Below are 12,643 nucleotides of genomic sequence, written 5' to 3'. Positions count from 1 at the left end.
CCAAGACTACCGTGTATAGGGTGGTTGGAATTAGTGCCAGTTAAAACACTTGCTTGCAGTGGCTTTAACGTCTAAATGGTTATTTATATTTAAAATAGATAAGAAGCCAATATATATAATACCATGTTTTTCAAAAAGAAAGCCATGTTTTTTTTATATTTCCAAATAATTAGTTAGTTTATACCTTGGGTGATACTTTTCAAAAGTACCTAGTAAATTATGGTAAAAATGCCGAATTGTTGGCAATTGGGGAATAGCGCGGTGTGCAACTTTCTCTCAAACCTAACCCCCAGCCCCTTCCCTACTAGCGTTGGGGAGCAAGACTTAAAGCCTCTCTCCGCTTCGGGGAGAGGTTTGGAGAGGGGTTTCAAGAATAAGTTGCACATCGCGTGGAATAGCGATCGCTCCGCCCGCCGCAGGCATCGCAGGTTTTTCCTCTCTTCTGTGTCACCAATACTTTTGACAGCAGTGTGTTTAACTACTACCTGTGCTACCAACGCCCAGGAGTCGCCGAAAACCATCAAATCAATACCCAGGTTAACCTCACACTCAGCTGCATCTCCTTTAACAACTGTGGCATCCTCTGGTAATCAAATTTCCCTGAATGGGCGTATCTTATCAGGAACTTGGTTGCAGCAACCTGGAAAATCTGGTCAAATAACAACTCATCTCAGTGACGGGGTATTCAGGCAATTAATTGGAGTAAATTTCTTAAACAGTAGTAATTGGGCGAAGCAACCAATACAGTGGTTTTCGTCGGTGATCAAGCCAGTGGTTTTAGCCACCAGGCTACTAGGAGCATATCGCTATCTGGATATTACTAACTTTGCTCAAACATCTGGATGGCAAATTCAAAGCAATGGTAACACCTTGGTGATTGCGACCCCAAAGGCGCAAGTGACAAATATTATTCAGAGCCAGCAACCTTCAGACGCGAGTGTTACTCCTTTACAACAGGCTCGGATTCTTGTCAATTTAGATCGTCCAACTCCCTGGCAAGTTATAGAAGGATTAGCGATCGCAAAACCCCAAACTCCATCCTCTGATCCAGACACGCTAACTCCCAAATCCACTGTACCGCCAAATCGAGAGTGGACAGTTACCCTGGATGGAATAGCCGATCCTGTTTTGATAGAACGCTATACCCCCCAGCCACCAGCAGCACCACCAACACCACCAACATTGCTGCAAAACCTGCTCAAACAATTATCACCAGTTACACCAACACAACCAATACCAGCAGCACCAGCCCCGGAACCACTGATTCAACAAGTGCAGGTGGTGAAAAACCAAACGATTATTAGTCTGAGCGTTCCCTTTGGTCTATCGCCTCAAGTTAGTACAGTCCCTAACCCCAATCGCCTGATTATCGATATTCGACCCGATCCTTTAGAAGAACGAGATATTACTTGGGCCCCAGGATTGCGCTGGCGACAGCATTATGTCAACTTAGGCACAAACCGCTTTCCTGTGGTTTGGTTAGAAGTTAATCCCCGTAAATTTGGGCTAACGTTGAAACCTATATGGGCTAGTCCTGATGGGCTTGCGGGTACTGCTCCCTTAATTCAAACAGCACAACGTTACTTAGCGGTAGCTGGAATTAACGGTGGTTATTTTAACCGCAATAACAGATTGCCATTGGGTGCGATTCGTCGAGATAGTCAGTGGTTATCAGGCCCCATTCTCAACCGGGGTGCGATCGCTTGGAATGACTCAGGCCAATTTTACTTCGGTCGTCTCACCTTAGAAGAAACTTTAATCACAGCAAATAACCAGCGCCTACCAATTCTGTTCCTCAACAGTGGCTACATTCAGAGTGGGATTGCTCGTTACACTCCAGGTTGGGGATCAACTTACACGCCCCTGACAGACAATGAAATCATTCTTGTGGTAGAGAAAGACCAAATTACTGAACAGTTACCAGGGGGCAAAGTTGGTGGGATAGCGGTTCCCATTCCCCAGAATGGCTACCTACTAACCTTACGCGCCAACGCTGCTAGTGCTGCCTCACAGTTACCTATTGGAAGCGCAGTACGTATTTCTAGCGCCACTGCTCCGGCTGATTTTAGTCGTTATCCCTACATTATCGGAGCTGGTCCGCTATTAGTCCAAAATCGTCAAATTGTCCTTGATGCCAAAGCCGAAAAATTCAGCAATGCCTTTATTGCCGAAAAAGCTATTCGTAGCGGTATTTGTACAACGGCAACAGGCACACTGATGATTACTGCCATACATAATCGTGCTGGCGGTTATGGCCCTACCTTAGCGGAACATGCCCAATTGATGCAACTGATGGGCTGTGTGGATGCCCTAAATTTGGACGGTGGTAGTTCTACCAGCCTTTACTTAGGAGGGCAATTACTCAATCGATCGCCTAGTACCGCCGCTCGTGTTCATAATGGCATTGGTATTTTCCTGCAACCACGATAACAATTCAAAATTCAAAATTCAAAATTCAAAAATAATTAGCGAATAGGGAAGTCTCTTAATTGCCAATGCCCAATGCCCAATGCCCCATGCCCCATGCCCCATGCCCAATGCCCAATGCCCCATCTTTCTTAAAGTTTAGAACAAGCTGTCATTTTGCTTGATGAAGACTTAGTGTAGACATCATAATTTTAGTAGTGATGATTTACACCATAACGTCTGATTTTGCTATGTTTATCAAGGTGCGACAAAATTGCTAATTTCTAACGTTGCAAGATAGCGCCAGAATTTTTATCAATAATTTAAGAGTACCAACGGTTTGTTATGTCTCAAAATGAGGTAACTATGGCTCGATATCAAGAAACTACACAGACTGAAACTCTACACCTACCTCCAGCCATCACTTCCAGAGGCGTTGCTGCAACAGAGTTACGTCCTTGGGGTGCTTTTACAGTTTTGGAAGAAGGGCGCGGATACAAAATCAAGCGCATCGAAGTTAAGCCCGGACACCGCCTCAGTCTACAAATGCACCACCACCGCAGCGAACATTGGATCGTTGTCTCTGGTACAGCTAGGGTAACTTGTGGCGATAAAGAACTACTACTAAGCAATAATGAGTCAAGCTATGTACCTCAATGTACATCTCATCGTTTAGAGAATCCTGGCGTGATCCCCTTGGTGTTGATTGAAGTGCAAAATGGCGAATACTTGGGAGAAGATGATATTATTCGCTACCAAGATGACTATGCGCGTACTAAGGATTAAAACTAAAAGAACGCTATTAAAGCTCTAAAGGCTTTAATCCAAAAACTGAATAAATTTTTGTGCAAACCCTCTTTGGTAAACACTGCACCCCAGAAGTCCCTACCTAGTTAAGGTGGGGACTGAAGCATATTAGTGCTATAAATGTAGTAATAGCGATCGCGCTCATGGGTTCAGTGATTTGGCACAGCGAGATAGCGCGGGTCAACCCATCTGTAAAATGAAGATGGGGTATTCAATTGCAAAAAAACGAGTTCCATGATTCATCTGAGTCAAGCAGCCGCGAGTGAAATTGGGCGAATAAAATCCAAGCAGCAACCAAATGTCTTGTTTAGATTGGCAGTAAAACCAGGTGGTTGTTCCGGGTTCTTTTATGATATGTCCTTCGATAAAGCAATAAAAGTTGGCGATCAGGTTTTCGACTTGGATGAGATTCAAGTAGTCATAGATGCCGCAAGCTTAAATTACCTCAACGGTTTGAGGGTTGATTATTCAGAAGACTTAATGGGTGGTGGTTTTCGCTTCCACAACCCCCAGGCGATCGCTACCTGTGGCTGTGGCAATTCCTTCTCCTTGAGTCATTAGTCATTGGTCAAACAAATGAAAAATAACAATTGACATAAAGCAGTAAAAAACGATATAATCAGGATTTGTTAAAACTTAGACCATAAGCAGCTTTACGCGCTGTAACTCATGCCAACAATACAGCAGCTAATACGTAATGAGCGCGAACAAGCGCGTCAGAAAACCAAGTCCCCGGCTCTGAAACAATGTCCCCAACGTCGGGGAGTTTGTACCAGAGTATACACGACCACACCAAAAAAGCCTAACTCCGCTCTACGCAAAGTAGCAAGAGTCAGACTTACCTCTGGATTTGAAGTCACAGCTTACATTCCAGGGATTGGTCACAACTTACAAGAACACTCAGTTGTGATGATTCGTGGCGGTCGGGTTAAGGATCTACCAGGCGTGAGATACCACATTATCCGTGGCACCTTAGATACAGCCGGAGTCAAAGACCGCAAGCAAGGCCGTTCCAAGTATGGAACCAAGCGGCCTAAAGAAGCGAAAAAATAGGATTAGGCGATTAATCGCACCCAACACGATTAATCGTCTGCCTTAAAAGCGCTCAAGGACAAAAAACGATCGCCGCCTGTGTTCAAACAGCAGTTATAAAGGCTACTAAAGTCTGTTTCAACCTACACTAAGCGAGCAAGTGTAGAAGTTCTGAGGAGAACGCTGTAACCCACAGCAAAATTCTCATCTGGACATTAAAGTTTATAATCTTGTCGCCTTAAGTATTTAGTTGCAGGTAGCAAGTCAAACAATTTTAGATTTGCGATTTGCGATTTTGGATTTACCCGACCCAAAAGGGAATAGGGCTTGAAGATTCTCGATTTTTGATTTGTTCCAACCGCAAGGGTAGGGACATATAACGAAAACTCTTAATCCAAAATTCAAAAATCAAAAATTGGCAGTCAATAGATCAGCCTCGCTGCAACAGTCGAAGAAAATTGAGGAAGTCTGAGGGTTGGGTTGCACCGTTTTTAGTTTCCGGTGTCTGATAGCATATAATTTCGTTGCCAATTCCGAATTAAAGGTGAAGTATGTCTCGTCGTGGTGTTATTCAAAGGCGCCCAGTTCCGTCTGATTCCGTATATAACAGTCGCCTTGTGAGCATGATTATCAGGCGGATCATGCGTCATGGCAAGAAATCGCTTGCCGCACGGATTGTTTATGATGCATTGAAAACTATTGAGGAACGCACTGGTAGCGCTGCCTTAGAAACCTTTGAAAGAGCGGTGCGAAATGCCACGCCTTTAGTAGAAGTAAAAGCTCGGCGAGTTGGCGGAGCAACCTACCAAGTACCAATGGAAGTGCGTACAGAACGTGGCACTACCCTAGCACTGCGTTGGTTAGTGCAATATTCCCGGTCTAGACCAGGCCGGACAATGGCAAGCAAATTGGCAAATGAGTTAATGGATGCTGCCAACGAAACTGGAAATGCCATTCGCAAACGGGAAGAAACGCACCGGATGGCCGAAGCTAACAAAGCATTCGCACACTATCGTTATTAAGTAGAAAAACGATATATCGCCCTCCCGAAGCGATATATCGTAGATTTACAAAAAAAAGGCGGTTTTCCGCAAAAGTATAGAATCTTAACAAAGAGTAATATACAAGATAGATATCATGGGGCAAAAACTATAGGAGGTAATTGTGGCACGCACGATCCCGCTAGAAAAAGTACGCAACATCGGTATTGCGGCGCATATAGATGCGGGCAAAACAACAACAACAGAGAGAATATTGTTTTACTCTGGAATAATTCATAAAATTGGCGAAGTTCACGAAGGAACTGCCGTCACAGACTGGATGGAGCAGGAGCGGGAGCGGGGAATTACCATTACTGCGGCTGCGATCAGTACCAGTTGGAAAGATCATCAAATTAACATTATCGATACTCCGGGTCACGTAGACTTCACAATTGAAGTTGAGCGTTCCATGCGCGTGTTGGATGGTGTAATCGCAGTATTTTGTTCTGTGGGCGGCGTGCAACCGCAGTCTGAGACAGTGTGGCGGCAAGCGGACCGCTACAAAGTTCCTCGGATCGCCTTCATCAACAAGATGGATCGCACTGGAGCGAACTTCTATAAAGTTCATGAGCAGATGCGCGATCGCTTGCGGGCGAATGCGATCGCTATTCAACTACCAATTGGTAGTGAAACCGAATTCCAAGGGATTATCGACTTGGTACGACTGCGTGCGTATATTTACGCAAACGACCAAGGAACCGATATTCAGGAAACGGATATCCCCGCCGAATTGCAAGCGCAGGTAGATGAATACCGCCTCAAGCTAGTCGAAGCAGTGGCAGAAACTGATGACACTCTAATGGCTAAGTACTTCGAGGGCGAAGAACTGACAGCAGAGGAAATCGCTCTTGCCCTGCGTAAAGGCACAGTTGCTGGCACAATCGTACCAGTACTTTGTGGCTCGGCATTCAAAAACAAAGGCGTGCAATTAATGCTGGATGCCGTTGTCGATTACCTGCCAGCGCCAAGTGAAGTGCCGCCAATTCAAGGCTTATTGCCAAATGGCGATACTGTTGAGCGACGGGCTGATGACAACGAACCCCTAGCGGCTCTGGCATTCAAGATTATGGCTGACCCTTATGGTCGCCTGACATTTGTTCGCGTTTATTCTGGTGTGTTGAAAAAGGGTAGTTACGTCCTCAACGCTAGTAAGAATAAAAAAGAACGGATTTCCCGCTTAGTGCTGATGAAGGCAGATGACCGACAAGATGTCGATGAACTGCGAGCGGGTGATTTGGGAGCAGCCCTGGGATTGAAAGATACCTTGACAGGTGACACAATCTGTGATGAAGGATCGCCAGTAATTCTGGAATCCCTATTCATTCCTGAGCCTGTAATCTCGGTGGCGGTTGAACCCAAAACCAAGAACGACATGGATAAATTATCCAAGGCTCTGCAATCTCTCTCAGAAGAAGACCCCACGTTCCGTGTCCACGTCGATCCGGAAACCAACCAAACCGTAATCGCAGGGATGGGAGAACTCCACCTAGAAATTCTAGTAGACCGGATGTTACGAGAATTTAAGGTAGAAGCGAATGTTGGTGCGCCGCAAGTAGCTTACCGAGAAACAATTCGGAAAGCTGTGAACAAAGTTGAGGGCAAATTCATCCGCCAAAGTGGTGGTAAAGGTCAATACGGTCACGTTGTGATCAATTTGGAGCCTGGAGAACCCGGTACTGGTTTTGAATTCGTCTCCAAAATTGTTGGCGGTACAGTACCTAAAGAGTACATCAGCCCAGCAGAACAAGGAATGAAAGAAAGCTGTGAATCCGGTGTTCTCGCTGGATATCCGTTGATTGACGTCAAAGCGACCCTAATTGATGGGTCATATCACGATGTAGACTCTTCGGAAATGGCTTTCAAAATCGCTGGCTCAATGGCGATGAAAGAGGCTGTGCTGAAAGCTTCACCCGTCCTCTTAGAGCCTATGATGAAAGTTGAGGTTGAAGTTCCCGAAGACTATATCGGGAATGTCATTGGCGACCTGATTGCCCGACGGGGGCACATTGAAAGCCAAAGTACTGAACAGGGACTCGCTAAGGTGACATCCAAAGTCCCACTGGCGACCATGTTTGGCTACGCTACTGATATCCGGTCGAAGACCCAAGGTAGGGGCATCTTCTCAATGGAGTTTAGTCGCTACGAAGAAGTACCTCGCAACGTGGCTGAGGCAATCATTGCTAAAGGCAAAGGGAACGCTTAGTTAAAATAAGGAAATGAGCATTCATGGCACGCGCAAAGTTTGAAAGGAATAAACCCCACATAAATATCGGTACTATTGGCCACGTTGACCACGGTAAAACTACGTTGACAGCAGCCATCACTATGACCTTGGCAGCTATGGGTCAAGCTATAGCTAAAGGTTACGACCAAATCGATAATGCGCCAGAAGAAAAGGCGCGGGGTATTACCATTAATACCGCTCACGTTGAGTATGAAACTGCTAGTCGGCACTATGCTCACGTAGACTGTCCAGGTCACGCTGACTATGTGAAGAACATGATCACCGGGGCTGCTCAGATGGATGGTGGCATCCTCGTAGTAGCTGCTACCGATGGACCGATGCCCCAAACCCGCGAACACATCCTGTTGGCAAAACAGGTCGGCGTTCCCAGTCTGGTTGTCTTCTTAAATAAGGAAGACTTGATGGATGACCCTGAACTCCTAGAACTAGTAGAACTAGAACTTCGAGAATTGCTTACCAGCTACGATTTCCCTGGCGACGATATCCCCATTATCAAAGGATCTGGTCTGCAAGCTCTGGAAGTAATGGCTAAGAATCCTAAGACCCAACGGGGCGAAAATCCTTGGGTAGACAAAATCTACGAATTGATGGACGCTGTAGATTCTTTCATCCCCACCCCTGAGCGGGATGTTGATAAGCCCTTCCTGATGGCTGTAGAAGACGTGTTCTCAATCACAGGTCGTGGTACTGTCGCCACCGGTCGGATTGAGCGAGGTATAGTCAAAGTCGGCGATAACGTTGAACTAGTGGGTATCAGAGATACTCGCGCCACTACCGTAACTGGTATTGAAATGTTCAAGAAGAGTCTTGACCAAGGTATGGCTGGAGACAACGCTGGCGTACTCCTCCGGGGTATTCAGAAGGCTGATATTGAACGGGGGATGGTAATCGCCAAACCAGGTTCAATTAAACCTCACATTCAATTTGAAGGTGAAGTATACGTTTTAACAGAAAAAGAAGGTGGTCGTAAGACTCCATTTTTCTCCGGCTACCGTCCTCAGTTCTACGTGCGGACAACCGACGTAACTGGTACGATCAAAGCCTTCACCTCTGATGATGGTAGTGAAGCCGAAATGGTCATGCCAGGCGATCGCATCAAAATGACAGTAGAATTGATCAACGCGATCGCTATTGAACAAGGAATGCGCTTTGCTATCCGCGAAGGTGGCCGCACCATCGGTGCTGGTGTTGTCTCCAAAATTTTGAAGTAGCACCTTTTTGCTCATAACGAAGGAGCAGAGATGGTATTTGTTATGCCTCTCTGCTCCTTTCTCTTCCTTTTTAATTAAAGGGAGTAGGGAATAGGGAGTAGGGAATAGGGAATAGGAAGAAGCCAAGCAATTTTGTCTCCCCCACTCCCCACTCCCCACTCCCCACTCCCCACTAACCCAATTACGCAGAACCTGGAAAATTAAAGATGGCAACTCTACAGCAGCAGAAGATTAGAATTCGTTTACAAGCCTTTGACAGGCGCTTATTAGATACATCTTGCGAGAAGATTGTAGACACAGCTAACCGCACCAACGCTACAGCTATAGGCCCAATTCCTTTACCAACAAAACGCCGGATCTATTGTGTGCTGCGATCGCCTCACGTCGATAAAGATTCACGGGAACACTTTGAAACCCGTACTCATCGCCGGATTATTGACATTTATCAGCCCTCTTCTAAGACTATCGATGCCCTGATGAAATTGGATCTACCATCGGGTGTAGATATTGAAGTCAAACTTTAATTAGTCATTTGTCATTTGTCATTGGTCATTTGTGATTAGCAAAGGATAAATGACAAATGTCATTAGTATGAATATTTACATAGCCCTGAAGAAATATATCTCAGGGCTTTTATTTAGCTAGGAAACAAATGATAGAATGTAGAGAAAGTACGGGAAAAGCAGAGAAAAATTATTTTTTAAGATTAAGTTTATACCAAAGTAACAATGACATCATCTTCTAAAATTGCAGTTCGTGAACTACCTCTGTTCCCGTTACCCGAAGTAGTTCTGTTTCCTACCAGACCATTACCCCTACACATCTTTGAATTTCGCTACCGAATCATGATGAACACGATTTTGGAGAGCGATCGCAGGTTCGGTGTTTTGATGTTCGATCCAGTCAAAGGTACAATTGCAAACACTGGTTGCTGTGCCGAAATCGTTCATCACCAGCGACTGCCAGATGATCGGATCAAGATGTTGACTTTAGGGCAGCAAAGATTTCGTGTATTAGAGTATGTTCGTGAAAAGCCATACCGCGTTGGCTTAGTGGAGTGGATTGAAGACCAACCACCGACTAAAGATTTGCGACCTTTGTCAACTGAAGTAGAACAACTTCTTCGAGATGTTGTGCGTCTGTCAGCCAAATTAACGGAACAAAATATCGAGTTGCCAGAAGATTTGCCTGACTTACCAACAGAATTATCTTATTGGGTAGCCAGTAATCTTTATGGTGTTGCCGCAGAGCAGCAGTTATTGCTAGAAATGCAAGATACTTCAACTCGTCTAGAGCGAGAAGCAGAAATTTTAACTTCGACTCGTAATCACTTGGCAGCTCGCGCTGTTCTCAAAGATACGTTTAATGAAAAGTGAGGGGTTAAGGGCTAAGAGTGAGGAGTTAGGAGTGAGGAGTTAGGAATAAATAACAAAAAATAAAAGATTGACAACTTATAATTTATATTCCCTAGCTGATAATTCTTAACTCCTAACTGATAACTCCTGAGTTTTCAAGTAACAGCACTGATCGGCAAAACATTGTAAACGCCAAGAATTTTTAAAATTTCTGTGTGGATAGTTAATTCTGCTAAAGCAGATTGCATTTGTGCTTCCTTGGCATCCGCTTCTAAATCCATGAAAAACAAGTATTCGCCTAGCGATCGCTTCGTCGGACGAGATTCAATCCGGCTAAGGTTAATCCCTAACTGAGCAAATATTTGCAAAGATTTGACCAATGCTCCGGGTGTGTTGGCAGGCATACTAAAAGCTAGCGATGTATGGCTGGCAGGTAGTTTTGATGTCTGGTATCCGGCGTCCGCTTCACCTTGACTAACTACCCAAAAACGAGTAAAGTTTTCTGGATAGTCGTTAATACCACTAGCAAGTATGGGCAGGTTGTAGAGTTGAGCAGCTCTACTAGAGGCGATCGCTGCTGTTGTTGTCTCTTGTTCCAATCGCTGTAGTGCTTCGGTTGTAGAATTGCTGGGAATAATCTCTACATTCGGGAGAAACCGCTCTAACCATCCCTGACATTGTGCCAAAGCTTGCGGATGAGAGTAAACAGTTTTAATCCTATCTAAGCTAGACGCGCAGGAAATTAACATATGAGCAATGGGTAATACCAAAGCCAACTGAATTCGCAAACTGTCTAACTGCCAGAGTGTATCCAGTGTTGTGGTAACACTCCCTTCAATAGAATTTTCCACTGGCACAACAGCCAACTGGGTTTGACCATCAGCAACGGCGTGCAGTGATTGGGAAATACTGGGATAGGCGCATAATATAGCTTCAATTCCCGTACTTTTGCTCAACCAGTTGACATAAAGAATAGTTGCTTGTTCTGCGTAAGTGCCGGGAGGCCCTAAATGTGCGATCAATAAAGTCATGCCTTTAGCCTTAAGTTACGAGTTTAATGGGTAAATATAGGTATGATATTTTGGTCTTAGCAAATATATCAAATATCTACTCTTACTAGACTTGTTATCTCTAAAATTTACGCATTAAATGAATAAATGAATAGACCAAAATATGTATCCAAGAAAATAAGTTATAGAAATCAGCCTCCTATCAGATCGATCTCCTGGCGGTTTTTTTGCTAAGTTCCTCTGAAGATTTAAGAGCCATTATATTAGTTTCTCCCTAAATAACTAAGCATATTCTTGAATTTGTGTCAACACTTAAATCTTAATGTATATTTCTTGAACTAAAGATAGTAATCAGCGTATCAACTTTTTGCTAATGATGTATAGCTGATCAGCAATAATCGTTTTTATGGTCAATAAATTTTATACTTTTCTAATAATCAGAACTAAGTTGTTAAAAAATATTAAAATTAAAAAACAGATATTTTTATCCGCTCATGGCTACCCGGTTTACTGCCTCTCAATCGGTTGAAATCGCTGTTCCAGAGCAGCCTATTCCCATTCAGCACTACTTGCGTCAGCCTCAACGTCTGGTTAGGGCTTTAGCTGACAATAGCCGGATTCAGCAGGTTTCTGAGGAGGTATTTCGCTTAAAAATGCGTCCGCTAACTTTTATGTCACTAAGTATTCAACCTACTGTAGATATGAGAGTCTGGGCAGAATCAAATGGAGTTATTTATTTGCGATCGCTAGGCTGTGAAATCCTGGGTTTCGAGTATATTAACCAGCGCTTTGCTCTCAATTTAAAAGGGTATTTGTCTCCTAAAGAGTTTAGCACTGGCACGCGCCTGCAAGGAAAAGCTGATTTAGAAGTGCTGGTGGATTTCCCACCGCCATTTTCCTTCACTCCTAAGCCGATTTTAGAAGCTACTGGCAATGGGTTGCTCAAAAGCGTGCTGTTGTCAGTCAAGCAACGGTTATTAAATCAACTTTTAGCCGATTATCGCTACTGGGTGGTGTCACAAACCAAAGATAGAGGACTTGACGGTGAGAGTAGTGAATTACCAATCCTGAATGCTGAGTAATTATTTAACAAACAGAATTCAGAAGTCAGGAGTCAGGAGTCAGAATTCAGAATTCAGAAGTCAGGAGCCAGAATTCAGAATTCAGAATTCAGGAGTCAGAATTGAATTCTGTGTTACTGGTGTAAGGGTTGCGGTAGCGAGTCAGATGCTCCTACGTCGCTAATACCATTTCAGACAAAGCCTGATACATATATATTTCTCGTAGGGGCACAGAAAAAGCTCATTGGTGTCAACTTAAGCCTTGGCGAATGGAATTCGCGGCTACACAAACAAAGTCCACCTCCGTGGACTAAGAGAAAATTAAGCTTTTATAACCCACGGAGGTGGGTTTTGTCTGTGTAGACGCGGTTTCTAACCGCCCTTTTATCTTAAGTTGACAGGCATGAGCATTGCTGTGCCCCTACCAACGTATTTGTATCATTATTAAAGTGAAACGGTATAACATCACGCCGAAA

At 44.3% G+C, this 12,643-nt stretch carries 11 protein-coding genes; 10 read left to right on the top strand and 1 reads right to left on the bottom strand.

Annotated features, from left to right (window positions below; translation table 11 throughout):
• Positions 1-219 precede the first annotated feature (219 nt).
• From V7K27_RS33025 to V7K27_RS32985, 9 genes are all read left to right on the top strand, one after another.
• Positions 220-2,430 carry a phosphodiester glycosidase family protein gene (locus V7K27_RS33025; RefSeq protein WP_442947667.1) on the top strand — a complete coding sequence of 737 codons (2,211 nt, stop codon included), beginning with the start codon at positions 220-222 and terminating at the stop codon, positions 2,428-2,430.
• A 342-nt stretch (positions 2,431-2,772) separates the two neighbouring features.
• Positions 2,773-3,192: a cupin domain-containing protein gene (locus V7K27_RS33020; RefSeq protein WP_334953018.1), complete on the top strand. Its 420-nt coding sequence runs from the start codon at positions 2,773-2,775 to the stop codon at positions 3,190-3,192.
• A gap of 255 nt (positions 3,193-3,447) precedes the next feature.
• A complete protein-coding gene (locus V7K27_RS33015; protein ID WP_334952895.1) occupies positions 3,448-3,774 on the top strand; it encodes a HesB/IscA family protein in 327 nt (108 codons plus the stop codon).
• Positions 3,775-3,882: 108 nt separating this feature from the next.
• Complete coding sequence (rpsL, locus tag V7K27_RS33010) at positions 3,883-4,266, top strand: 30S ribosomal protein S12 (protein WP_012410236.1); 384 nt, start codon at positions 3,883-3,885, stop codon at positions 4,264-4,266.
• A gap of 530 nt (positions 4,267-4,796) precedes the next feature.
• Positions 4,797-5,267, top strand: coding sequence for a 30S ribosomal protein S7 (gene rpsG, locus V7K27_RS33005; protein WP_292831101.1), 471 nt, complete (start codon positions 4,797-4,799; stop codon positions 5,265-5,267).
• 142 nt (positions 5,268-5,409) lie between these two features.
• Complete coding sequence (fusA, locus tag V7K27_RS33000; RefSeq protein WP_334952893.1) at positions 5,410-7,488, top strand: elongation factor G; 2,079 nt, start codon at positions 5,410-5,412, stop codon at positions 7,486-7,488.
• 23 nt (positions 7,489-7,511) lie between these two features.
• Positions 7,512-8,741: an elongation factor Tu gene (tuf, locus tag V7K27_RS32995; protein WP_300416821.1), complete on the top strand. Its 1,230-nt coding sequence runs from the start codon at positions 7,512-7,514 to the stop codon at positions 8,739-8,741.
• A 206-nt stretch (positions 8,742-8,947) separates the two neighbouring features.
• Positions 8,948-9,265: a 30S ribosomal protein S10 gene (rpsJ, locus tag V7K27_RS32990; RefSeq protein WP_008232935.1), complete on the top strand. Its 318-nt coding sequence runs from the start codon at positions 8,948-8,950 to the stop codon at positions 9,263-9,265.
• Positions 9,266-9,469: 204 nt separating this feature from the next.
• Entirely contained in the window at positions 9,470-10,117 is a 648-nt protein-coding gene (locus V7K27_RS32985) for an LON peptidase substrate-binding domain-containing protein (protein ID WP_334952891.1), read from the top strand.
• A 134-nt stretch (positions 10,118-10,251) separates the two neighbouring features.
• Here the strand turns inward: V7K27_RS32985 and pheA are convergent, their stop codons facing one another.
• Positions 10,252-11,127 (bottom strand): prephenate dehydratase, encoded by an 876-nt coding sequence (gene pheA / locus V7K27_RS32980; protein WP_334952890.1) that lies wholly within the window; start codon positions 11,125-11,127, stop codon positions 10,252-10,254.
• Between the two features lie 473 nt (positions 11,128-11,600).
• Between pheA and V7K27_RS32975 the strand changes: the two genes are divergently transcribed.
• On the top strand, positions 11,601-12,188 hold the full coding sequence (locus V7K27_RS32975) for a DUF1997 domain-containing protein (protein ID WP_334952889.1): 588 nt from the start codon (positions 11,601-11,603) through the stop codon (positions 12,186-12,188).
• Positions 12,189-12,643 lie beyond the last annotated feature (455 nt).

Origin of the sequence: Nostoc sp., from assembly GCF_036919575.1 — a bacterium.
Classification (GTDB): domain Bacteria; phylum Cyanobacteriota; class Cyanobacteriia; order Cyanobacteriales; family Nostocaceae; genus Nostoc.
This window is presented reverse-complemented; position numbering and strand designations above follow the sequence as displayed.